Here is a 24736-nt window from a genome sequence, read left to right as displayed (position 1 = left end):
TATGATTGAACAAGTAAAACTATTCCTAGGTATTACTGACGAAATACAAGATAAATTACTGCAACTCATAGTTGAGGATAGCAATGATCGGATCATCGCTGTTATCAACATGTTTGCCAAACTCAATGAAACGGAACCCGTGAAAGATATACCAGAAGAACTGAAATTTGTTCACAGAGATGTGTCAATAAAACGATTTAATAAGATAAACAGTGAGGGCGCCTCTTCTGATAGTGAAGAAGGGCGTTCTATTTCTTGGGAAGCGTCATATTTGAGCGAATATGAAGACCTGTTGGACCAATATACGAAACCTAAAAAAGTAGCAGGAAAAGGGACAGCGAGGTTTTTGGAATGAATTATAACGAACGTTGCTATCTTATACGTGACAAGAAAAAAGACGGGTATCTTGGCGAGGATGTGGTCGGTGGAGTCGAAGAAAAGGTTTGCTGTTATCAAGGGACCTTGACTCAAAATGAACAAATAGGATTTTTCGGTTCATTCAAGCAATCAGCTTTTAAACTGCACATTCAAGGAAAATATGAGGACTTTTCAAAGATAAAGTATCAAGGAATAGAGCGTTCAATTGTTGCTAGAAAATACCATCGTAATTCTACGGTGGTGATTGTCAATTGAGTGTATCGGTTCGCTGGATTGGTATTGATAAATTTATCAGAAAAGTTCGGTTTAAAAGTAAGCAAGTGCAAGCAGAAGTGGATGCCGAAGTAATGCGCGGGGCTTTTAGGATTGAAAGAGGCGCTAAACTACGAGTAGCCGTTGACACAGGAACAACAAAGCAACGAATACAAGTCAGAAAAATCAAAAAGTACAAAGCAGAAATACTTTCGCCGACTCACTACTCAATTTATCTCGAAAAAGGAACTCGAAAAATGGTTGCTCAACCTTTTTTACGTCCCGCCGTAGATGAAGAAAGGCCTCGCTTGTACGAAAACTTGAATAAAATTGTGAAAGGGTGATAGACATCATATGAAATATTCTCCAATGACGGAATATTTAAAGAGCTTAGAAACAGGGCTTAAAAAATTAGAGATTCCAATTCTATATAAATTGCCGGACGAATCGTATCCAGAGCCTTTTATCGTTATTGGTGGTCATAGTGATGATGATAGTCAAAGCGCAAAAATCGGTGCTGCTGTTGTACTAACAGATGTTCAGATAGATGTTTATCATCCGATGACTGGCCGAACAGGTATAGAGGATTTGCTTTACAAGGTAAAGGCCTGCCTAGGTCGTCCGCAATCCGTAACCAGCGAAATATTGATAGATGACTCGATTGGAAGAGAAGTCTATCACATAGTTATTCAATTAAAAAATTATGTAATTTAGGAGGAAAAAACATGGCAGATGTAATTAATAACGGGATTACAAAACCTACCGGAAAACCATTAAATGCCAAAAGAGTTTGGTATTTTTTGCAATCAGTAGATGCACCAATCAATAGCCCAGCTGTTTTACCTGCGTTTCAAACAGAGGGGACAACAACATATGGTGGCGATGTAATTGACGAACAAACAAAGATGGGAAGAATCATTCAGAAATCCACAGATGAACAAAATATTGATTTAACACAATATTTTGTACCTGGCGATGAATCGATTGATATTATCAAAAAATCTAAAACAGAAGGAAAATCTGTTAAGGTTTGGCGCGTTGAGGTGGATGAAAGTCAAGCGGAAGTTGAAGGGGATCATAAGGCATATCCAGCAGAGTTTGGTTATGGGCTTGTCGATGAACTAGAGCTTAGTGATGGTGATGATTTTGTAGAAGCCAGCTACACACTCAACATTGTTGGGACTCTCAGAGAAGGTACATTTCCTCTGTCTGACGAAGACATTGATATGATTTCGAACATGTATGATTACCAACGGCCTGGTGAAACAACAGGGGACTATGACAGTATTCAAACTGAACCATCTACACCCAGTTAAACCCCAAGACTTGACCGTTTCAGATATTACTAAAAACAGCGCTATTCTGAAATGGTCAGGTAGCAAAGGGGATGTAATAGTAAAGAGAAAAGTCAAGCTTGCAACAGACTTTAAAGACAAGGTTGCTGGAAGTGTTGTGGAGAATCCGCATATTGTAAAAATGATAGGATCTAAAAATTTACTTCTTCCAGATTCTCCAAGTTTGTATGAATTTATTCAGACAAGATATGATGGTATAAAGGAACTTGGAGACGGAAAGATATGTTCTTTAACAAACTCTATAGCTGACAATCAACTGCAGTTTGTTCACTATTTCAATGTCATAGAAATGATTGAACGCTACGACAGCAACTATTTTTCTGATGAAGGTGCAACAACTGTTGCTGAGAAAGTAGCTATTGTGAAAAATGAGGTCATGTCTGCTAAGTACAGTCTGAACGGTTTTGGCTCAGGAGCTGCAGAGAACAAGCTAACAACAGCAGTATTGTACACGCTAACGAATGTCTGGGAAAATACAACAGCTTCACAGATAACTAATTCACAAGCAGTAGCAGAAGTTAAGAGAAGTTACACGAACGCTGCCTTTGTCGCAAGAATAGACGCAGATGGAATTTTCAGTATTTTAGCATACGCTCCAGCGGCAGACAGTACAACGCCGAGCGCTTTAAACGTTGATTATGTAAAATTTGAGTTAGAACTAAACGTTTATGAAAAAATAGAAAATGTTTCTTCTGGCTACATGTTTACTGGATTGGATAGCAACACAGAGTATACTGTAAAAGTTGTGAACAAAATCGGAGAGAGTGACGAAGTAACGTTCACGACAAAAGAGATCACGTATAAAGAAGTGACGATCACGGCCGATTTTAAAGACAAGATAGTTGGAAGTGTAGAAGAAAATCCAAATAAAGCAAGTTGGATCGTTTCGTCATGGGTACCTCCACCTGATATAGAATCAGATGAATTTACTCAAAGTGGATACAATTCTATTTATAAACTTGACGGCATAACAGAAAATTTACAAACAACTACAGCTAGCAGAACAACGCAGGCAGTTGCATTTCTTAATATTGTTGAGTCTATAGATAGATATGATCGTAACTATTTTATTGATCGTGGGGCAACAACGTTATCTGAAAAAACAATCGTTTTGAGAGAACAAGCAAAGAAATTAGAAGTTTCCTCAAGTGGTTTTGGCTCAGGAGCTGCCGGTGTAAGGTACATTTTAGCGTGGTGGGATTCAAAGGCTTGGCAAGGTGGTTACGCTCATACTAGTGATGTAATAAATACTGTTAGTAGGGAAATAGATATTAAAACATATCTATTGGATAATGGCTATGTAATATTAAATGTTAGAACAAATGGATCTAATGAAACGATTCCGAGTAACTTATCAATTGATTATATAAGTGCAAAAATAACAATACTAGTAGAAGAAGATTAGCAGCTGCTAGTCTTCTTTATTTTTTAGGAGGAAAACAGAATGACATTTTCAATCAATATTAAAAGCAAACCACTAGAAATAAAGTTTAATTATTCTCTATTTTTTAGAGCCAACAAAAAACTGGGTACGAAAGATGAAAAAGGCAATTCTATGAATAATGGTGCAGGGATCCTTTTCAGTAAAATGCTAGAGCAAGATGATGAAGCAGTTATTGATATTATCAAACTGGCAGCAAAAGACAAATACTCAGAGAATGATATCTTCGAGGCTATCGAGAATTATTCTGATGAGCATGGTGTTGGTGACGAGGCTGCAGGATATGACATGCTTTTTGAAGAAATGAAGCAGGAGATGCTTGTGTCCGGTTTTTTCAAGAAAAAAATATTGAAGTACATCGAACAAATGGAAAAAGCGGCCGAAGTCTTGAGCAAGAAAGAAGACGCAGAGAGCAAGACTCAAGCAGAAGCAGTCAAGGAACTGATCGAGAAAATGAAGAAAGAGCTCTCATAGTAGACTGTACACGATATGGTTTAACTGATATTGATAAGATTATGAACTGTTATTTGTGGGAACTCGAAGCAATTTTGGAAGGCTTATCGCTTAAATCAGTTGATGATCGAGAAAAATTAGTAGAACTGGCATTTAATCTTAGGTATGTCATGAATGCTAAAAAGCCAAAAGTTTCTAAAGTTTTTAAGAAAGACAAGGAAGAAAATAGAATCAAAAAGGCATTTCGAAACATTAAGGAGAAGGCCTATGATCGAGAACGAGTTGATCGGATTCGAGAATCATTAGAGTATTTCAAGAAAAGGAGGTAAGGCATGAGCTTATCAGGAGCAATTAATGCTGTAATCGGTGCTGACATGTCAGCATACACGAGAGCTATGGCGGATGTAGTGAGTGAGACACAAGCTGCTATGACTAGAGTGCAGCAGATCGCGACAGATAGAACGCAAGGAATGACTTCGCGAGTAAATAGTATTATGAGCGAGTTGCGTTCTTCAATTCCAAGTATTCTAAGTTTACTGCCTGAGTCAATGACTGCGCCATTCACTAGAGCTGGCGGAATGATTCAACGTGTAATTGCAGGCATCGGTCAACGAATTCCCGAACCGTTTCAGTCGGCTTTTTCACGTGTAGGAAGTATGGCGACTAGTGCAGTTTCAGGAGTAACGAGTTCTTTTCAAAGAATCTCAGGAGTGATGCAAAGTGTAGCAGCAAGAATCCCAGCACCAATCAGAACAGCATTTTCAGCAGTGACCAATGCAGCTACAACAACAGTGTCTGGAATCACAAAAGCATTTAACAATATTTCTAAAGTATCTGGGAATGTCAGTAAGGCTATATTAAATGGCCTAGGAAATTCTTTTAGTTCTATGGGGAATAAAGCTACTAATGCGCTGAACAGTATTAGTCAAAAGTTTTCTTCAGCTACGCAAGGTACATCAAAATTACAGTCTGGTGTCATGAGTATCGTATCAGCAATGGGATTAATGGCGGTTGCTAGCAAAGCAATCAATATGGTCACAAGCTCATTAGATGGCGCGATTTCCAGATATGATACATTGAATAATTTTCCTCGTATGATGGAGCAACTCGGATTTAGTACAGAACAAGTAGCAGCTTCCACAAACAAGCTGAAAGACGGCATCGATGGATTACCAACACGATTAGATGATGTAACGAAGAATGTTCAGCGGATGACGGCAATTACTAAAAACCTTGATAAATCGACAGATGCGGCGTTAGCATTAAACAATGCGTTTCTAGCATCTGGATCAAGTACAGAAGACGCAAGTCGAGGTTTAGAACAATATGTTCAAATGCTTTCAACAGGTAAGGTAGATATGCAATCTTGGAAAACTCTACAAGAGACAATGCCGCTTGCTTTGCAGAAAACTGCTGAAGCGTTTGGTTATACTGGTGAATCCGCTCAGAGGGATTTCTATTCTGCTTTACAGGAAGGTCATATTACATTTAGCCAATTCCAAGATAAATTAATTGAGCTGAATGATGGCGTTGGTGGATTTGCTGAAATGGCTCGGATTAATTCGGCTGGAATTAGGACTTCATGGAAAAATCTAGGTTCAGCATTCGTCAAAGGTACAGCAAACATTATTGGTGCAATAGATGAAGCAGCAAAAGCCAATAAGATGCCTACAATTGTTGAAACAATAGATAAAGCAAAAGATGCTGTAAATTTTTTATATGGCGAAGTTGCTACAGTAATTCCGAATATCATGAATTTAATTGCAAAAATGTCTGAGGGTTTTCGAAAAGAACTTAATTTTGATGATATTGGTAAGAGTGTAAAAGATACTTTCTCAATAATTAATAATGTTCTTGATCATTTAGCAACAGGGGCTGAACTGACAGCAGGATCAATCGGTGCGATCAAGAAAGCTGTTGAGGATGTTATTCCTAAATTAACCATTATTCTAGGTTTGATGAAAATGCCGGCTATCTTGGGTGCAATAACAGCTGTTACAGGAGGTTTTGCTACATTTCTTGGTATATTTGGCGGGCTGGGTCCTATTGCTGCTGGTGTAGGTGCAAAAGTAACCGGATTGATCGGTCTTTTTCCTAAAATCGGGACAGGATTAGCTGCTGCATCTGGCGTTGGAATGTCGGCACTGGGTAATATGACTACCGCAATGGGAACAATTGTACAAGTCGCTTTGGCGGCTATAGGACCAGCAGCAATTCTTGGTTTAGTGATAGCGGGTCTTGGGCTCATCAATCAACAGTTTGGTGAACAAATCAATCAGCTGTTAACTACAGTGACAACAGAAGGGCCGAAAATCGTTTCTACTCTTGTTCAAGGAATTGTCAGCAAACTTCCAGAATTGATTGCTTCGGGTACACAGTTGATAAGTTCAATTGCAACTGCGATTGCAGCGAATCTGCCAACAATCGTACAAGGTGGGGTAAATATTATTGCTTCGCTCGTTCAAGGAGTTGGCTCAAACTTACCTTCGTTGATTCAATCAGCACTATTAGTTATTGCCACATTAGTCAATTCATTAGTATCTGCTTTACCTCAATTGGTTATGATTGGGATGGAATTATTACTTAACCTAGTAAATGGGATAATTGATAATATTCCTCAGATCGTAACTTCAGTACAGCAAATTCTAGATACATTTGTAACTAATGTTATTGGTAATTTGCCTCAAATCATCGAAACTGGTATTCAGATTTTAATGAGTCTAATCAATGGAATTACTCAGTTATTGCCACAACTATTACCAGTGGCACTTGAAGCCATTCTAATGATTATTCAGGGCTTGATGTCTAACATCCCTATGCTTTTAGATGGCGCGATTCAAATTGTCACAAGCTTGTGTGAATTCATTGTACAGAACCTTCCTATGATTTTAGAAGCAACTGTACAAATCATCCAGGCGTTAATCCAAGGGATTGTGGAGAATTTACCTCAATTAATCAGTGCAGGGTTTCAAATCATGATTATGCTAGTAACATCAATTGTTCAAATGTTACCCGAAATATTAGCTGCTGGTTGGGAGATTATTAAATCTTTAGCGAGTGGTATTCTTGAGGCTATTCCGAATGTCCTTCAAGGCGCTTGGGATGGAATTAAGAGCGGATTTGCATCTGTGTGGGATTGGATATCTGGAAAGTCAACTGAAGCAGGTAATCAAACGGCATCCAGCTATGAAGAAGCCGCAAACCGGATGCAAACGAAAACAGATGAATTAGTAGCAAGCACTTCTTCTAGTTTTGGAACAATGAGCGCATCTGCCTCAACGGCCTCGACTAATATGTCCACGAATGTAAATGGAGCAATGTCGAACATGGCTAATCTGAGCCAAGGATATGCTCTTGATCTTCAAAATGGTGTAACGAGCGCGACAAACTCAGCAAGCCAACTTGGATCGATGGATTTCGAAAGCTTGAAAGCTAATACGCTATCTGCACTACAAACTACTGGTTCACAAGGTGCTTCTGAGATTGAAAATCTTTCAAGTGACATCACGCAAGCCAGTAGCACGGCAGCTACATCAGGAGTGGAAAACTTCGAACTGTTGAGCACTGGCGTAGACACAGCTATGACAAACATTACTACGAACTCAAATGCTAGTTTAACCACACTTGCTAACGATACAAGTAATACTACTGGAAAGATGGCGCAGTCAGCCAGCACTGGTATGAGTAATGTTAGTAGTTCTTTTCAAAGTGGGTTTAATCAAACTATCGGCATTTCTCAAAGTAGTGTTTCGACTATTGGAAGTATATTTGGACAGTTGAGCTCTCAGTTGAATGCAATCGGGGCAAACGCTGGGTACGGACTTGCAAACGGGTTAGCAGCTTCCGCCGGTGCAATTTATTCTACTGCAAATGCTATCGCTCAAAACGTAGCTAATACTATGCGAGCCGCTTTAGATATTCACTCACCTTCGAGAGTAACAAGGGCCATTGGTTCTTATACGGGGGAGGGTTTTGTAGACGGTCTGGCGTCACAGCAGAAAGCAGTAATTAATCAAGCTCAAACTTTAGCGAATGCCATCAAAGAGCAAGACTATGAGGCAAATGCAAAAATGACAGCTGATACTAATCTTAATTCCTATGTGAAAACTTCATTATTAGATTCAATAGATGATGATGTTAAAAATGTTGAATTAAGTGAGTCGAAAATCGAAGTGCACAACGAGTTGATAGGAGATAAGATTTACACGATCGTCAAGCAAAAGGATGCTAGAAAAAAATTGAAAAATGAGTTTCTGAATCCATAGGAGGAAAGCAAAGTGGATGTATTAATTGAAAAAGGAGAATCAAGTACGAAGCTTTCCTCTTTAGGATTGCTTGTACTTGATTTTCAAGACACATCACCAACGATTGAATTAAACAAAAGAACTGTAACAGGACGAAACGGCAGTGTTTACGCGGGAGCTAGATTTACTGAAAAAACAATCAAGGTTTCTGGTAGATTGCTTACCCAATCAAATTACCATTTCGAAGAAACAAAAGATGTAATCAATGCGCTACTTTCGGATGTAGAGCCGTTCTATATAACGAAGATGTATCCAGAGGAAAACTTTCTTTATGAGTTTGAACGGCCAGGAGAAAAACTGTCTGATTTTGATTTATTTGATATTCCTCATATACCGTATAAATATAGGTATAAAGTAACTATAAATGGGTCTATCAACTATTCATTTCTGGGTAAAAGTACAGCAGGGCTACTTTTCAATTTTAACGTGTCATTTACTACAGCAGAAATGCCCTTTGGACAAACAGTGCCAGTCGATAAGGTAATCACTAAGAATTTTATTGAGTACAAAGGTTCCGCTATGTGCAGTCAGTTGGAGTACCCATGGTATTTAAAATTAACTTCGAATCAAGAACAAACAGGATCTTTTACTGTAAAGATTGGTGATCGAACATTTCTGTATACTGCGAGTGCAAAAATAAAAGAAGGAGACATTCTTCTATTGAAAGGTGTGGAAAATACTTTAAATGGTGTGAACGTCAATAATCATACTAACTATGAGCATTTTGAACTTCTACCTTCAGAAGAAAATCGAAATGCTTTTTCTACTACTTTTATAGGCACTGTTCAATTGATCAACTTCACAGAATTCTACAAGTAGGGAGGAGAGACTGATGCTTAATTTTATTAACGAAAAAGGGAATATAGTCTCTGCACTTGCTAAAGTAAAAGAAACTAAAGCAGTTAATGGAGAAAAGTCATTGAGCGGTACAATTTATCCTTCTGACAATTCTGAAGTAACAGGAATTGATCGAGGATGGAAGCTTAAGTTCAATAATGAGTTTTACTATATAACCTATGCTTTACCGATTGATTTAGGAAATGCACTGGAAATAGAATTCGATGCAGTACATGAGTTTTTTTATGACTTTTCAAAAAGTGTTGTTCATGAAGAGTTGAATGGTTCTCATACAATGCTGACTTATCTTGAATTTATTTTCAAGGATTCGGGGTATTTGTATAGATTAGAAACTTTTGTTTCTGCTTTTGAAAAGGAAAGTTTCGGTTTAAAAAATCGACTCACTCTTTTTAATGATATCGTCAACAGTACGGGGGTCGAGTTTAGTGTATCCGGTAAAGTTGTACGGATACTAGACAAGGTCGGGACTGATTTATCAACAATCGTAAAAAAAGGCTTTAACCTCCAAGATTTGAAGTTAGAAAAAAACATTGGTGACTTTATCACCTATAAAAAGGGATATGGAGCCTATTATGATGAAGAGGATCATAGTAAAGGCCGGCTAACGGTACAATACGCTAGCCCACTTGTAGCTGTCTATGGAACATTAGAGGGCGATCCAGTTATTGACGAGCGATATACTGTTTCTGCAAATTTATTAAGTAGAATTACTGAAGATGTAGAAAATTCTTATTCCATTTCTGTTCAATTGGATATGGAGGACCTGACTCTTGCTGGTTATGAGTACGAACAACCTCAAGAGGGTGATTACATCATGGCAATTAATAAGGATTTGGAATTTGAGAAGAAAATCCGGATTGTTTCGTTTTCTAGTGAATACGATATAGATGAGAATTTGATATCACATAGAGTAACCTGTAATTCTATTGGAGTAATCGACCGCATAGACGCCTCTGAGTCCTCTATAAAAAAGGATATTGCTGAGTCATTACAGATTGCAAAAGATGCAAAAGACACAGCAAACACGGCGGCAGTGTCTGCAAATGGGAAAAATACAATATTTTATGGGCCGGATGAACCAAAGACAAGTAGGGTTGGTGACGTGTGGTTTCAAACAGTTGGAGAAGAAACTGTAATGAAGACATGGAATGGAGCAGAATGGGTTCCTGTTGTTGATACGAAAGAGAACAAAGAACTCAAAGAAGCAACTGATCAGGCAAAAAAACTTGCTAATGAAGCTGCGGAAGAAGCTCAACTGGCTACCGAGAAAGCCAATGATGCGATAGCTGAGGCTGATAATAGCAAAGAGCTTGCCCAACAAGCTAAAACCGATGCTTCAAACGCTGCGAGTGAAGCCTTGAAAGCAAAGGCAGACGCTGCATCTGCTTTATCAGAAATCACAGGTGTGAAGACGGAGCTTTCCACAGAAGTTAAGCGAATTGATGGGGAACTATCAGCAAAAGTATCTCAGACAGACTATAACGCTTTGAAAGGTACTGTAACATCGCAGGGGACAGCAATTACTGCCAATACAACAGCGATATCACTCAAAGCGAACAAGACTGACGTTGATACATTAAAAGATAGAGTGTCTAAAACAGAATCAAGCTTAACTCTTCAATCCGGTCAGATTACTGCATTAACCACAAAAACCGATGGTCATACCACTCAAATTTCAAGTTTACAACAGACTGCCGCTGGTTTAGTTAGTTCAGTTAGTCAGGTGGAGTCTGACATAAAAAATGTAAGCAACAGGAATCTTCTATTCAACTCAACATGGAATCTAGGAGACGGGGGTTGGCTTGGGTTTGCTAGTGGCAGATATGTTAAATCACCGGAAGAGGATAAAGCATCAAGTTCACTATTGTACTGTGGGGCTACTACAGCAGGAACGTCACAGATGCGTAGTGAGCCTATCTATGTTGAAAAAGGAGACATATACACACTTGCATTTGATGTGAAAACAAACATGTGGGATGCAGCAAGGAATGCTGTACTGTTTGGAGTAAGAATTTTTCCAGAAAAAGATACGGCGAATTCAAGTGCTAATGCGTTACAGAATGTACATTTGTATACAAAGTCATACTTTAAAGCAACAGAGGTAAATGTCTGGAAAAGATTGTCACATACTTTTACTGTAGCAGAATCAGGCTATCTTAGAGTGCTTCCATACAACGGAAATACTAATACTTCTGCTGTTCATCATTATAGAGAGGTTTCTTTAATCAAAGGCAGTGTAGCAGTTTCTGATTGGACTGCTGCCGCTGAAGACAGCGCAACAGTAACACAGATTTCAACCATTGAACAAACAATAAATAGTATTCAATTGACCGTCGAAAACAAAGCCGAGAAAAGCCAAATTACCCAACTATCGGATCAAATAAATTTAAGAGTTTCAAAGAATGATGTAGTTAACCAGATAAATGTTTCAAATGAATCTATTCTAATTGCAGGTAATAAAATCCAAATTACAGGACAGACATACATCGAAAACAGTGTAATAAAGACTGCGATGATTGCTAATGCTACAATAACTGATGCAAAAATAGGAAGTGTCTCAGCTAACAAAATGACTACAGGGACATTGGATGCTTCTAATGTGAACGTCATTAATTTGAATGCTAGCAATATTACGACAGGAACTTTAACTGGTCCTAATCTATCAATGAATCTAATTACTGGTGAAGTTCTTTTTCGTAAAGGAATCATTCAGAACTCAACCGGTAAAATAAACATCGATTTGAATAATAATCTAATGTTTTATAAAGGTTCCAATTTCTCAACACTTTTCGGCGAATACGGCTTGATTATTTATGATGGTGAACCTACAACATCCTTCATTTCTAAAACTGATCCTAAGTTGAAATTAGGTTTTGGGATGTTCGGTTATTATCCAACAGGAGGGCAGATGCCTGAAATTATAGGAAATAACGGTGTGCGAGTTGGTAGTTACAAGCAAACTGCAGTTGGAGGAGGCACAACATCAACATTTGCTGGGGGAATGACAGTATCTGCAGAGGGGGCTACTGTTGTCAGCAGTGCAAGTGGACAATCATTGCAATTGGGATATACAAGTAGCGCAGCGACTGTAATGGGATCAGCAATAACCTTGTATACGTTAAACGGAACTATTACTGCAAGAGGTAATTTCTCAGTAACAGGAACCAAAAACGCCATTCATGAAATTGAACCCAACCACTGGATTGCAACACCAGCGTATGAAACAGCAGAGAGCTACTTAGGCGATATCGGGACCGCCACAACAGAAGAGAATATAGTGAAAATCAGTATAGAGAACCTGTTTGGCAAAGTAGTAAATACAGATATTGAATACCATGTTTTTTTATCTTCGTATTCTGATGGTGGCATAGTTTGGGTAGAAGATAGAGAAAAAGATTTCTTTATTGTGAAGTCGAATAAACCAGTCGTTTCTTTTGCATGGGAAATCAAAGCAAAACGTAAGGGATATGAAAATGATCGTCTTGAAGTCGTTCAATTATAGGAGGAATATTATGAATTTTAAGAATGAAGAAATAATCCCAGCGATTAACTTTTTACAAAAAATAGAACTGAAAGCGAAAGCATCACGAGCGCGTTCAAAAATTATCATCCTCTTATCAAAAAAATTAGAGGAACTTCAAAATGATGAGCGAACACTGCTTGAACATTATTCAGAGAAAAACGAATCTGGACAACCAATAATGATTGATAGTAATACATTTAGTCTATCAGAAGAAAATAGTCTCGAAGTGGCAAGGGAGCGCATAGACCTCCTCAATGAGACAGTTACTATCGTTACTACTGAATATCAAGAACATGTACAACGTCTGCAAGAAGCCTTAGAAAACTATGATAGTGAGTTGTCTGGCAGCGATGCAGAAATGTATGATCGCTTATTGGACGAACTTGAGCGAGAAGGCGCTAAATTATGAGAAAGAATGCTATGAGTTACTTAGTAGCTGTTCAGTCATTGGCAATCGGGTTGTGGCTTGCTTTCCATCACGGAAAACTGAATTACACAAACGAGGTCAGAGGCTTCAAACACTTAGATTTTGTAAATAGCTGGCCGTTTTATTCAGTAGCAATCCTGATAGGATTATTATTGATTTGTTCTTTAGTCAAAAAGAAATCTCAACTGCAGAAATGGTCGCTTGTGAGTATGAATGCGATTTGGTCAGCATATACAGCAATTCTAATTATAAATGAAGTTTCAGGAGTGCCTAATCTATCGTGGGCACTCTTTTTAGGCTATAACGCTGCTATTTATCTAGCCGCGAGATACGAGGTGTTTGAGTGATGGAAAACTGGATCACACCTACGGTTATCGCTACGATAATCACAGCGATGTTTACCTATATGGGTACCAAAAGAACGAGTCGTTCCGAAATAGATCAAGTGTATCTACCTTATGTCGAGAAGGCTATGAAAGAGTTCGATGATAAAGTCGATAAGCAAAATAAAAAGATTGCCGAGCTTGAAAGGAAACTGAATGCGAAAGATGAACTAATCGCTGAACTGAGAAAAGAGATCAAACGACTTGAAACAGAAAACAAGGAATTGAAGGGAGAAACAGAAAATGGATAATATTTTGATTGCAGCGACGACGATCGCTGTTTTTGTTTTGGCATTTACAGAGTTCATTAAGAGAATGATAGGTGTGGAAAGCAAATGGTTGCCTCTAATTAATTTACTGACAGGGTTAGCAGTAGGTATCGGATGGAGCTTATCATTCGCTCCTGATGAGCTAATTATCTTCATCTGGGGTGGTTTGGTTGCAGGGTTGTCTGCCGGAGGTTTCTACGATTTAGGGGTTAGTGCATTTAGAAAGGATGAGAAATAATGGTTAAAATTTTACTGATTTCGGGGCATGGTCAAGGCGATCCAGGGACTAGAGGGAACGGACTTGTAGAAGCAACTGAAACGAGAGATGTTGTTAATCGGCTAGCACCTCTTTTAAAAGCCAAAGGGGCAGATGTTACTGTATTAAATCAATCTATCAATGCTTTTGCGAATATCCAAAGTGGTTCGATCCCTTTTGCGCGTAGTTATGATTATGTATTTGAAGTACACTTTAACTCCGTTGAGAATATTTCTGCACATGGTACTGAAATTTATGTGACAACCTCTGAAAACTCTGTTGCAGTCGAGCAGAAAGTGATGGAGAAACTGAGTAAATTCTTTACGAACAGAGGTGTTAAGAGAACCAATTTTACAGTTATTCAAACGGCTAAAAATATGGGGATGAGTAGTGCTTTGCTTGAAGTCTGCTTTGTTTCAAATGCTTCTGATGCAGCAAAATATAAAGCGAACAAACAGGCAATCGCTCAAGCTATCTGTGATGGAATTGCAGAGGGATTCAGGTTGTCAGGTAGTCTAGCAACTGTGAATAATGGAAATAACAATGTGAACAAAGCACCTGTAGATGGAACAGTATCGGGTGCCGGAAATCCAGTAAAAATAGATGGAAGCAAATCAAAAGCACATCTCGATCGTTTTGGTGAGAAACCGAAAGGAAAATTGTATGTGGCAGGATGGCATACTGGAAATTACAAGTATGAGTTCATTTTTATCATGGACAAAAATACTAAACGTGAACTTGCAAGAGTTAAAGCCCCAGGAGTAAATCGCCCAGATGTGACTAAAAATGGTAAAGCTGGATTTGATGTTCACTTTGACATTAATAGATTTAAAGGAAAGACAGTCTATGTAATGGCACGTTGCACCAACGATGCATCTGGTAATACTGCCGGTGGCCATTCTGATATCCACTTTAGTGAGTGGTTCTTGAAAATTCAATAGCAAGGAAAGTTCGGTCTCTGTAAAAGAGACCGGCTTATTTTTTTGCCCTATTGTAGTATAATCATCTAGATTGGAGTGGTAAAAGTGGTAAACAAATTCGAGGAACTGTTAGAACAGCTTGCGTCTGGGGAGATCGACGAGCTAAAAGTATCAAACGATGAATTCTTTCTATTTAGAGAAGCTTGGACGAAGAGGGAAGATAGGACGAGCATTGTTGGAGAGGCAACACATGGAGGTCATGTTACTTATAGATATGCGAAAGAGGACAGCTAAAAGCTAGTCCTCTTCTTTATAATATTCATTTTCTGCAGCATTTAGATAGAAGATAAATTTATCAAGACCCACCGCGTTTATCAGCTGTTGCCCAGATCCCCACAAATGATGTTGAAACTCCTCATAACTGATTAAATGAGCCTCGTATTCATCTATCAGATTCATTGAGCAATCGCCTTGAGAGGCTTACTCACAAATTCCCTGATGAACGAATTTGGATTCCTTACAGCGAATTTCTCGATGATTAATTGATTTCTATTGTTGTAATGACCGAATACAGACAGTTCGAAAGTATTATCATCCAAGAACATTACTAGGTTTGCTAAGTCACGTTTTGCGACAAAGCAATTGATGTCTTCTGTTCGAGTGTGCAATGTAAATCTGACTAACATATTAGGAAAAGCAGAAACGAGTCTGATTTTATCTGCTATTCCGGTGCAGGCTCTTTTATTCATACGAAATACCTTCCTTCCTAAATATCTCTTCTCTTAGATCGCTATAGCGCATAATTTTTTTAGTTGAAAAGTCTGATAGCTTACTTTCTTTTTTGAATTGTGTGTGTCCTGTTTCCTCAAGCGCTAGCTCGAAAATATGAAAGTGATCAGCATGAGTGACAGGAAAAGCAGCAATGTAGTTCCTTTCAGTTCTAGAGTTGAAAGTCCAGATTTGATAGTAAGTATCATCGATTTTGAATTGATCCGCTGATAGCCGTCTGAATGGTTGAACTTTCATTCTATAGAAATAAGTATAAGCTGTTGTCTTTTCTTTGAGATGAACAGTTTTTACATATCTCATATAATCACCTCAAAAACATTATACGAACATTAGTTCTCTTTGTCGAGAATTAAAGGGGCGACGATATGATAAGAAAATGTGATATTGAACTTTGAAAAGGGGCAAAAAAGGGGCAAAAAAAGAATCATAATAGAAAAATGATTGATATTCGATTGACATACAATAAACATAAATGCTGATATAAAGGGCTATTTAATGCCTCTTTTGGCTATCTAAGGTATGTCAACTGATGATGAATTGACAATCAGTTTGTATTAGAATAAAAAAATCCTCGCCCTTTTCAGAGCGAGGATTTTTTTGCTATGCTTGTTCTTCTGTCGTTGCTCGTTTTTCTTCCTGCATAACAGAAATTTTGACGAAAGGTACATAGATAAGGACAGAAATAACCACATTGACTGCTGCAAGAACGCCTCCAGCAATGCTGCTTGTAGCTAGTACGCCACCGATGATTGGCGGTGTTACCCATGGTGGCATAACAGTTGCTACTGGTACTAAGCCCATGCTAGTTGCAAAGTAAGCAACAGATACCAGAACCATTGGTGTCAGAATGAACGGGATGAACATAATCGGATTTAGTACGATTGGTAAACCGAACAATACTGGTTCATTGATATTGAAGATCCCAGGTCCGATAGACAGGTTAGCAATAACCATGTTGGCTTTGCTCTTACGTCCAACTAAGTAAACTGCAATCAAAAGACCGATTGTAGCTCCTGTTCCTCCTAAGTTAACAAAGCTGTCAAAGAACGGTTTGTTAACGATGAAGGGTGCGGGATCACCAGCTGAGATCGCCTTTACGTTAGCTTCAATTGCTGGAGCATTGATTGTTTGCATCAATGGATCGATCATGTTTGCGCCGTGCAAACCGAAGAACCATAGGAATGGTGCAATAAATGCCAACAATAGTGCAGATGGATAAGAGTTGGCCAAGCCCATGAAAGGTTCTTGAACCAATGTGTAGAATGCACCAACGATATCAGGTACGCCAAATCCTGCGAAGATCGCAGCAACTAACGCAAACAGTGAAATCGTGATCATTGCAGGTAGTAGAGAAGCAAAGGCTTTTGCTACTGCAGGTGGTACACCCTCCGGCATTTTGATAATCAATTTTGGATTGTCAGCTAAACGAACATAAATTTCAGTTGAGATGATTCCTACAATGATTGCAATAAACAATCCAGTTGAGCTCATTCCTAAAGCTCCACCTAATGCGAAGAATGAACCTAAGGAAATAACACCGGCTGCAGCGCCGTCTTTACGGTAATGGTTTGCTAAATTATAAGCGAGTAAAAATGCAATCAGTACAGAAAGAATAGCAAACGTTCCGTTCCAGGCAGCACCACCGAATCCTTTCCAAGCTTCTCCGCCGAAAATAGAATTCATCAGTTCTTGGAATCCGGGAATTGGCAAGTTATTGATCATAACTGCTAAGGCACCCAGAATCATCAATGGCATACTGACCATGAATGAATCACGAATCGCAACCAAATGACGTTGTGCACCAATTTTTGATGCAACAGGTATGAAGCGTTTTTCCATAAACTCCACAAACTTATTCATAATTGTCCCTCCTAATTTTTATTGGATTATTTCATCCGTTTTAATTATAGTCTAACAATTTTTATAATGAAAGAGTTACGAAGATTAAATGATTGATTTATCAAAATGATTAAAAAATAATGATAGAAAAGATAAATTGACAGAAAATTCATAAAATTATTGTGTTCATTTTTAGATAAGAAGGACTCGGTTAGAGGGAGAAACTGGAAAAGGGGTGTTGGTTTATTATGTTTTTCAGCAGAAAAGATGAGATTATATTAGTTCAAAAGATGAATAACTTGTTTTAGGTAAAAATCATTATTTTACTAGTTTTTGCCCAAACTTTTGCTTTTCTGACATGACTAATCAATAAACTGAGCTGAAAATAGAGAAATAATTTTGTGATTATCATTAGAAAATATTCGAAAGATTTTTTCTGTCTGCAAAGAGAAGAAGACGTTTAAGTGGATACTACAAAATACAATTGAGAATTAGATTGTATAAATAGAGCATCCATTCTTTTCCTGTTAAACATACTTTTGCTGATCGCTAGCATGATCACTAGTGCATAGGTTTTTAAATTTTTAGACTCAGATGAAACTAAAATGTGTATAAGGAATTTTGTAAAAGTAAAATTCTTTAGCAGACATATAAAAAGAGCGATGAATCCACCAAGAAGAATTCATTGCTCTTTCGTAAAAAAACATTTAGCTATGTGTACATTCTATTTCTTTTCAATGCAATATAGAATCGGAGGCTGATTGGCCTGATTGATAAACTGATAGCTGAGTACATTGTACTCTTTTTGAGGGAGTGTTTGACAGAATTCACTGACCATTGCCAACTCCTGCTCACCGCCTTTATGCCCATAATAGACGACTAATATGATCCGTCCCTTCGAAACTAAGCGATCAAGAATAGCTTCGATGGCTATTTTAGTGGTATTGGGTAGCGTAATGATTTCTTTATCGCTTTTTGGTAGGTAGCCAAGGTTAAACACGGCTGCTTTTATAGGGATATCATCTGCAATTACTTCTCCAATCGATTCGTGGCCTTGGTGAAAAAGAATTGCTTGAGTGGATAACTCATTTTCTTGTAGCCGTTTTTCTGTGTTATGAAGGGCAATCTCTTGAACATCAAACGCATAAACTTTTCCGTTTTTTCCAACAAGCTCTGCTAGAAAAGCCGTATCATTTCCGTTGCCCATCGTCGCATCAATCACATGGTCATTAGGCTGAATAATTTCTTTTAGGAGTGTATGGCTAAAATGAAGTGCTGTTTGCAGCATTACACAAGCACCTTCTTACCTAAACGAACATTATATTTTCCTTGATAACTGTCACGCCTTTTCAACTCGTTATCAATGGCATTCAGGACTTCCCATTTCTTCAAACTCCACATAGGTCCTATTAGTGAGTCATAGGGGGCATCGCCGGTTAGACGATGGATGATGATTTCTGGTGGAATCATTTCCAATTGGTCACAAATGACAGTGACATAATCTTCGCGGGTCATCAATTGTAGACGCCCTTCATTGTAATCTCTCATCATTTTTGTGTTCGTCATAAGATGGAGCAAGTGCAGCTTGATTCCTTGAATGTCAGAATCAAGAATGGTTCTGCGCACGTTTTCCCGCATCATCTCTATGCTTTCTCCTGGTAAGCCGTTGATTAGATGGGTACAGACGCGAATATTGTGCTTTCTAAGCTTTGCGACTCCATCAAGGTAAGTCTGATAATCATGGGCGCGATTGATTGCGGAGCTGGTGTCTTCATAGGTTGTTTGCAGACCTAGCTCGACCCATAGATAATAACGTTCATTCAACTCTGCAAGATATTCTACCACTTCGTCTGGTAGACAATCTGGTCTGGTTCCGATTGCCAGACCGACAACACCTTTTTCGTTAACGACCTGTTCAAAGCGATGACGAATGACTTCTACAGGTGCATGTGTATTTGTAAAGTTTTGGAAGTAGACGATGTATTGTTCTACATTGGGCCATTTCCCATGCATCATCTGTATTTCTTTTTGAAATTGAACAGGTAATGGATCGTGAGGCGCAACAATCATGTCCCCGGAACCAGAGACGCTACAGAAAGTACAACCGCCTTTTGCTACAGTTCCATCTCGGTTGGGACAGTCGAAGCCACCATCAACCGGAACTTTAAAAATTTTTCCACCAAATTGCTGGCGAAGCGCATAGTTCCATGAATGGTAACGTTTCGCTGAATCGTCTGTATAAGTAAATGTCTTCATTAAGATTCTTCTTTCTTCGTTTGTTTGTATTTAGTCTGCCAATTGCCCCGTGCTTTTTGATAGAGCGGATAGGTAAGAAGAAGCCACGACAGGCCAAAGCTGAACCCGCCAAGTATGTCGCTTGGGAAATGTACACCAAGATAAATCCTACTGATACCAATAAACAGAATGCCGATCCCCAGCAAAAGCTGCAATGAGCGACAGATTGATTTTTTCTTAATAAATAGCGGCAACAGCATAATAATTGTACCATAAAGCAACATACTACCTGTAGAGTGACCGCTTGGAAAGCTATAGCTATGTTCAACAACCAAATGTTCCAATGTTGGCCGTTCTCGCATAAAAACAAGCTTGATAAGTGAATTCAAAATACCTGCTGCAAAGCCTGTATTGATCAATAACCAGCCAGCTTCTATGTAATGCTTTTTCAAAGCCAAAAGACAGCCTATGATAACTGCAATAACCGCAACTGTCATAGGATTCGCAAGCTTTGTATATCCGATGAAAAGCTGATTGAGTGCAGGATAAGGTGTCCGAATCAAGGCTGTGAGTGTCTGATCGAAACCGTTTAGACGTTCAGGTGAGAATTTGACAATCGTTCCTAAGAGGATAAATACCAGAAGAAAGGCGCTTCCTGTTAATTGATAAGTTGTTTTATGTTTCATTAAGATGTGTCCTTTCGAAAAAAATTCTGCTTTTTTTGCATATCTTTACAAGTATACCTCATGTGGAGGATTTGAAATACTGGATTACTTGCCGTTTAATAAAATGTTAATGAAACACCGATGTAGAAAGTGGGCTCAAAATTTTTTTTTAAAATCAAAAAGGCTGAGATATATTTATCCCAACCTTCCCAAAATTCATGATTATGTGATCCTAGTCTTCATCCGTGTATTCTTCGTCGTAATAGTAATCGCCGTAGACATTAATATCACCAGTTTTTGTTTTTAAATTGAACTCATTTTTTCCACTACCTATAGTATAAGAGCTTCTTTCTTCACCGAAAATCTCTTTATCGCCAAGGTCTGTGTCAATATCGATAGCTAGATTTTTGATTTCTCCATAAAGGGAAAGTTCAATATCTCCATGCTCCATTGTTGCATTCAGCTTATCTGGGAATTCTTCTCCGTAAAGATAAATCGATCCGTTATTACCGGAAACATCAGCTTCGCCGCGTAGATTATATAAAGAAATCTCACCATTTTTTGAAGTTATATTTGTTGTTGTACTTTTTACTTCAGAAAGATAAATATCTCCAGAAGAGGTTGATAAATCAACGCTGCTACCAACAAAGTTGTTCAAATCAATCTGACCATGTTCTGTTTCTATTGTCAACTCATCGATTTTTGAATCGCCCCAGAAGTTGATATCACTGCTTTTACCAGTAATCTTCACTTTTTCGGAAGCCAGTGAGCTTGCAGAGACGTCAGAATTTTTTAGTTTCATCGAAATTTCTTTGTTTGAAAAGTTGGATAAATCAATATAGCTAGATGCATCATCACTAATGTTTATAATATCGATATCGTTAGGAACTGTCAACACAATCTGAGAACTCTCTATGTGGAACCCAAATCGAAAATTATCAAAGGTCCCATTGCTTTGTTTCCCGTTGACAGAAACCGTTAGCGTGTCGCCGGACTCTTCAACATCGAGAGAGCCTTTTAAGGGTTCCGTCACACTGCTTCGTGCTTCCATTGAGACATCACTGTCAGTGGTGCCTTGAATAACATAATCAGCATTACCTGAAAGCTTCAAATTAAGCGTTTTGATTTTGTCCTTATTTTTGATAGTATAGCTGTCATTTATATGTTCTATCATGGTGGTCTGTGCTCGTTGATAGAAAATGGCACTGCCGATTCCTCCAACAGCCATTGTTAATATACCAGTAAGCAAGAAGAAAATAGTCGTTTTTTTCATTTTAAGCTCTCCCCCCGAACACAACACCATGCCAAGCGATGTAACGTTTTAATGATGAAAAGAATAGTTTAGTCAATGGCAGTAAAATCATTGTGCCGATAATTCCTGCTCCGCAAAGGAAAATACTAAAGAACAGTTGGAATAACCCTGCATCGTTGAAACCGATAATTAGTGAGTAAGTACCTAAAATTGGAGACAAGACAAGAATGACAGCTGCTAGCCAAAGTGAAAATACAACCGCTGCAAAGGCGAAAAACATCCAGAACATAAATAGAAAATCAAAAGCCAATAATGCACAGATTTTTAGTGCTCTAAACCTTGGATTTTGCGGTCTATTCTTGTAGTAAGGGTCCTCATCATAATAATCATAAGGGTGCTCGTTTTCAGGTTGATTATAGTCATCGTATGTCTGAGATGAAGAAATCTCTTGCCAACCATCTTTGGTCAGACGTTTTTCTGGAACATCGATATCGAATTCCTGAAGAATTTCTTCTGCGATCGTACGTGGTTTGCCTAAGCTTTTTGCTACCTGTTCTTCTGACTCTCCTGCTGCTACACGATCATCGAAGATTTCTTCGTATTTATCCAAAATGGCAGCTTGTTGTTGATAGGAAAGGGGTTTTAAGTATATTTTAAGTTCAATTAAAAAGTGCTCTTTATTCATTTTTTTCCCTCATTTCTATTCTTACTATTATCTTTCTCTCATGTACACTATAAATTTTTATTGCCGGAATAACAAGAGGTTTTAAGCAAAATCGGTCTAAGGTAAAGAGGGAAATCAGTCTAAAGTCTGAGAAGCGTTTTATGATCAGAAATGAAAGGAAAATAGAAGAAAGTCAAAGAACAAATGGACAAAATTTTGTTTTTAAATGTTAAAGATATGGGAAATTAATAAGAATCGTTTTGTTGTGATATAACTTTAAATTTATATTGAAAAGAGGTATACTAATTATTGAAGATTTTCATGCTTTTATTAACATACGGAGGACTTAATAATGGAAAAGCGATCACGTAAAGAAAGAAGGAAAGCGGAACAATATCAGAAAGCTTCTCTACACTTGAAAAAGGGCACTACTGTATTTAGTTCAGCTTTAGCTGTTTCATCCATCGCCGGTTCAACTGTGGTGGGACCACTCCTTGTTGAGGCAACCGAAGATGGCGCAAACAGCGCAGAAATCACCCCATCTGTTGGTACATATACGGAACAAATGCAAGATGGGTTAGCCAACATACAGGAAAGTAGCAATGAAGGAACAGCTACGACTGAAGAGTCTACTCAGACAGAAGAAACCAGTCAAACAGAAGAAACAATTGATTCTTCTGAAGTAGAAGGAAGCACAGAAGAAAGTAATCTGGAGGTTCCTACGGTTGAGTCTTCTGAGGAAAATTCGGAAGAGCCGGCTATTTCAGAAGAAGACTCAACAACAATTGATTCTCTCGCCGGAATTAGCTCGTTTGCTGCATCCGCAAGAAGTGCTGTTAGTACTTCATCGTTTATTGCCAGTATTGCCGGTCAGGCGCAAACTGTTGCGGCTGCGAATGATCTGTATGCTTCTGTCATGATTGCTCAGGCGATTCTGGAAAGTGGTTCAGGTGCCAGTACGTTATCTCAAGCACCAAATTACAACTTATTTGGTATCAAAGGTGCGTATAATGGGCAAAGTGTCTATATGAATACTTGGGAAGTGATCAACGGGCAGGATGTCATTGTTAATGCGGCTTTTCGTAAATATCCGTCTTATACGGAATCATTCTATGATAATGCCTATGTACTGAGAAATACCTCTTTCCAATCGGGTGTCTACTTTTATTCAGGAACGTGGAAAAGCAATACGAACTCTTATATGGATGCAACGGCTTGGTTGACTGGCCGATATGCAACAGATCCAAGCTATGGGGCAAAATTAAACTCTTTGATTGCTGCGAATAATTTAACTCAGTACGATACACCATCAACTGGGGGAAATACAGGTGGCAATACGGGTGGAAATGAAGGCGGAAGTACAGGCGGTAATACAGGAAGCAACGCGAATGACACGATTCATACAGTTGCTTCCGGTGATAGCTTATGGGCATTGGCAAGCAGATATGGTACAACAATTGCCTCTATCAAAGGTTGGAATAATCTGTCTAGTGATACAATTTACATTGGTCAAAAGCTGATTGTGAAAAAAGGCAGTGGTTCATCAGGTGGCAGTACGGGAGGCAATACAGGCGGTTCATCGTCTGGTGGTAACACTGGAGGATCAACGAGTACGACAGATACGTACTATACCGTAAAATCCGGAGACAGCTTGTGGGCGATATCAAGCGCGAATGGTGTGAGTATCGCGAATCTGCGTAGCTGGAATAATATCAGTGGCGATATCATTTATCCTGGCCAACGCCTGATCGTGAAAAAAGGCAGTGGTTCATCAGGTGGCAGCACGGGAGGCAATACAGGCGGTTCATCGTCTGGTGGTAACACTGGAGGATCAACGAGTACGACAGATACGTACTATACCGTAAAATCCGGGGACAGCTTGTGGGCGATATCAAGTGCGAATGGTGTGAGTATCGCGAATCTGCGCAGCTGGAATAATATCAGCGGCGATATCATTTATCCAGGCCAACGCCTGATCGTGAAAAAAGGCAGCGGCTCATCAGGTGGCAGCACGGGAGGCAATACGGGCGGCTCATCGTCTGGTGGTAACACTGGAGGATCAACGAGTACGACAGATACGTACTATACCGTAAAATCCGGAGATAGTTTGTGGGCGATATCAAGCGCGAATGGTGTGAGTATCGCGAATCTGCGTAGCTGGAATAATATCAGTGGTGATATCATTCATCCAGGCCAACGTTTAATTGTGAAAAAAGGTAGCGGTTCTTCAAGTAGTAATACAGGGGGGAGCTCAAGCTCAGGCGGTACAACAAACACCGGCAATGGCAAGACGCATACCGTGAAGAGTGGAGATACACTCTGGGGATTGGCGATTCAGTATTCAACATCGATTCAACAATTACAACGCTTGAATAGTCTTTCAGGTGATGTCATTTATATTGGGCAACAGCTGAAGGTTGCGTAAGCTATTACTATAGAAAGAGAACTGATACGATTGAAACAATGCCGTATC

At 38.8% G+C, this 24736-nt stretch carries 26 protein-coding genes; 18 read left to right on the top strand and 8 right to left on the bottom strand.

Going from position 1 to position 24736, the window contains the following annotated elements; genetic code table 11:
- The first annotated feature begins 1 nt into the window (after position 1).
- From A5888_RS09525 to A5888_RS09445, 17 genes are all read left to right on the top strand, one after another.
- Complete coding sequence (locus A5888_RS09525) at positions 2–355, top strand: phage head-tail connector protein (RefSeq protein ID WP_086349931.1); 354 nt, start codon at positions 2–4, stop codon at positions 353–355.
- The gene (locus tag A5888_RS09520) at positions 352–633 is read left to right on the top strand and encodes a hypothetical protein (protein WP_086349932.1); all 282 of its coding nucleotides are present in this window, start codon (positions 352–354) and stop codon (positions 631–633) included. Before A5888_RS09525 ends, A5888_RS09520 begins: the two co-directional genes overlap by 4 nt.
- Positions 630–974 (top strand): HK97-gp10 family putative phage morphogenesis protein, encoded by a 345-nt coding sequence (locus A5888_RS09515; RefSeq protein ID WP_086349933.1) that lies wholly within the window; start codon positions 630–632, stop codon positions 972–974. The genes A5888_RS09520 and A5888_RS09515 overlap by 4 nt, the downstream gene beginning before the upstream one ends.
- A 10-nt stretch (positions 975–984) precedes the next feature.
- On the top strand, positions 985–1344 hold the full coding sequence (locus tag A5888_RS09510) for a hypothetical protein (RefSeq protein WP_086349934.1): 360 nt from the start codon (positions 985–987) through the stop codon (positions 1342–1344).
- An 11-nt stretch (positions 1345–1355) separates the two neighbouring features.
- Complete coding sequence (locus A5888_RS09505; RefSeq protein WP_086349935.1) at positions 1356–1946, top strand: phage major tail protein, TP901-1 family; 591 nt, start codon at positions 1356–1358, stop codon at positions 1944–1946.
- Positions 1909–3390 (top strand): hypothetical protein, encoded by a 1482-nt coding sequence (locus A5888_RS09500; protein ID WP_086349936.1) that lies wholly within the window; start codon positions 1909–1911, stop codon positions 3388–3390. The genes A5888_RS09505 and A5888_RS09500 overlap by 38 nt, the downstream gene beginning before the upstream one ends.
- A 39-nt stretch (positions 3391–3429) precedes the next feature.
- A complete protein-coding gene (locus A5888_RS09495) occupies positions 3430–3900 on the top strand; it encodes a tail assembly chaperone (RefSeq protein WP_086349937.1) in 471 nt (156 codons plus the stop codon).
- A 41-nt stretch (positions 3901–3941) separates the two neighbouring features.
- Positions 3942–4208: a hypothetical protein gene (locus tag A5888_RS09490; RefSeq protein WP_086349938.1), complete on the top strand. Its 267-nt coding sequence runs from the start codon at positions 3942–3944 to the stop codon at positions 4206–4208.
- Between the two features lie 3 nt (positions 4209–4211).
- Positions 4212–8144, top strand: a complete 3933-nt coding sequence (locus tag A5888_RS09485; RefSeq protein ID WP_086349939.1) for a tape measure protein — start codon at positions 4212–4214, stop codon at positions 8142–8144.
- A 12-nt stretch (positions 8145–8156) separates the two neighbouring features.
- Positions 8157–9002, top strand: a complete 846-nt coding sequence (locus A5888_RS09480) for a phage tail domain-containing protein (protein ID WP_339102046.1) — start codon at positions 8157–8159, stop codon at positions 9000–9002.
- Positions 9003–9015: 13 nt separating this feature from the next.
- Positions 9016–12543: a phage tail protein gene (locus A5888_RS09475; protein ID WP_086349940.1), complete on the top strand. Its 3528-nt coding sequence runs from the start codon at positions 9016–9018 to the stop codon at positions 12541–12543.
- Positions 12544–12553: 10 nt separating this feature from the next.
- A complete protein-coding gene (locus A5888_RS09470) occupies positions 12554–12973 on the top strand; it encodes a DUF1617 family protein (RefSeq protein ID WP_170924829.1) in 420 nt (139 codons plus the stop codon).
- Positions 12970–13338, top strand: coding sequence for a hypothetical protein (locus A5888_RS09465; protein WP_086349942.1), 369 nt, complete (start codon positions 12970–12972; stop codon positions 13336–13338). Before A5888_RS09470 ends, A5888_RS09465 begins: the two co-directional genes overlap by 4 nt.
- Positions 13338–13625 carry a hypothetical protein gene (locus A5888_RS09460; RefSeq protein ID WP_086349943.1) on the top strand — a complete coding sequence of 96 codons (288 nt, stop codon included), beginning with the start codon at positions 13338–13340 and terminating at the stop codon, positions 13623–13625. Before A5888_RS09465 ends, A5888_RS09460 begins: the two co-directional genes overlap by 1 nt.
- Positions 13618–13881, top strand: a complete 264-nt coding sequence (locus A5888_RS09455; RefSeq protein ID WP_086349944.1) for a holin — start codon at positions 13618–13620, stop codon at positions 13879–13881. The genes A5888_RS09460 and A5888_RS09455 overlap by 8 nt, the downstream gene beginning before the upstream one ends.
- Positions 13881–14840, top strand: a complete 960-nt coding sequence (locus A5888_RS09450; protein WP_086349945.1) for an N-acetylmuramoyl-L-alanine amidase — start codon at positions 13881–13883, stop codon at positions 14838–14840. Before A5888_RS09455 ends, A5888_RS09450 begins: the two co-directional genes overlap by 1 nt.
- A gap of 84 nt (positions 14841–14924) precedes the next feature.
- A complete protein-coding gene (locus tag A5888_RS09445; RefSeq protein WP_422389735.1) occupies positions 14925–15113 on the top strand; it encodes a hypothetical protein in 189 nt (62 codons plus the stop codon).
- 3 nt (positions 15114–15116) lie between these two features.
- Here the strand turns inward: A5888_RS09445 and A5888_RS09440 are convergent, their stop codons facing one another.
- The 8 genes from A5888_RS09440 to A5888_RS09405 form a co-directional block, all read right to left on the bottom strand.
- Positions 15117–15278 (bottom strand): hypothetical protein, encoded by a 162-nt coding sequence (locus A5888_RS09440; RefSeq protein ID WP_170924830.1) that lies wholly within the window; start codon positions 15276–15278, stop codon positions 15117–15119.
- Positions 15279–15560: 282 nt separating this feature from the next.
- Positions 15561–15908 (bottom strand): hypothetical protein, encoded by a 348-nt coding sequence (locus A5888_RS09435; protein WP_086349948.1) that lies wholly within the window; start codon positions 15906–15908, stop codon positions 15561–15563.
- A gap of 300 nt (positions 15909–16208) precedes the next feature.
- Complete coding sequence (locus tag A5888_RS09430; protein WP_086349949.1) at positions 16209–17468, bottom strand: PTS sugar transporter subunit IIC; 1260 nt, start codon at positions 17466–17468, stop codon at positions 16209–16211.
- Positions 17469–18171: 703 nt separating this feature from the next.
- Positions 18172–18735 carry a tRNA (mnm(5)s(2)U34)-methyltransferase gene (locus A5888_RS09425; RefSeq protein ID WP_086349950.1) on the bottom strand — a complete coding sequence of 188 codons (564 nt, stop codon included), beginning with the start codon at positions 18733–18735 and terminating at the stop codon, positions 18172–18174.
- A complete protein-coding gene (locus A5888_RS09420; protein WP_086349951.1) occupies positions 18735–19703 on the bottom strand; it encodes a TIGR01212 family radical SAM protein in 969 nt (322 codons plus the stop codon). Before A5888_RS09420 ends, A5888_RS09425 begins: the two co-directional genes overlap by 1 nt.
- A complete protein-coding gene (locus tag A5888_RS09415; RefSeq protein WP_086349952.1) occupies positions 19703–20368 on the bottom strand; it encodes a phosphatase PAP2 family protein in 666 nt (221 codons plus the stop codon). Before A5888_RS09415 ends, A5888_RS09420 begins: the two co-directional genes overlap by 1 nt.
- A gap of 211 nt (positions 20369–20579) precedes the next feature.
- Positions 20580–21620 (bottom strand): DUF4097 family beta strand repeat-containing protein, encoded by a 1041-nt coding sequence (locus A5888_RS09410; protein ID WP_170924831.1) that lies wholly within the window; start codon positions 21618–21620, stop codon positions 20580–20582.
- Between the two features lies 1 nt (position 21621).
- Positions 21622–22284 carry a DUF1700 domain-containing protein gene (locus A5888_RS09405; RefSeq protein WP_086349954.1) on the bottom strand — a complete coding sequence of 221 codons (663 nt, stop codon included), beginning with the start codon at positions 22282–22284 and terminating at the stop codon, positions 21622–21624.
- Positions 22285–22615: 331 nt separating this feature from the next.
- Here A5888_RS09405 and A5888_RS09400 point away from each other — a divergent pair, with 331 nt between their 5' ends.
- Entirely contained in the window at positions 22616–24688 is a 2073-nt protein-coding gene (locus A5888_RS09400; RefSeq protein ID WP_086349955.1) for a LysM peptidoglycan-binding domain-containing protein, read from the top strand.
- Positions 24689–24736: the final 48 nt, after the last annotated feature.

The sequence above is a fragment of the Enterococcus sp. 9E7_DIV0242 genome, from assembly GCF_002140975.2.
GTDB classification, from domain to species: Bacteria; Bacillota; Bacilli; order Lactobacillales; family Enterococcaceae; genus Enterococcus_L; species Enterococcus_L clewellii.
Note: the sequence above shows the minus strand (reverse complement) of the source record. Positions and strands in the feature narration are given on the sequence as shown.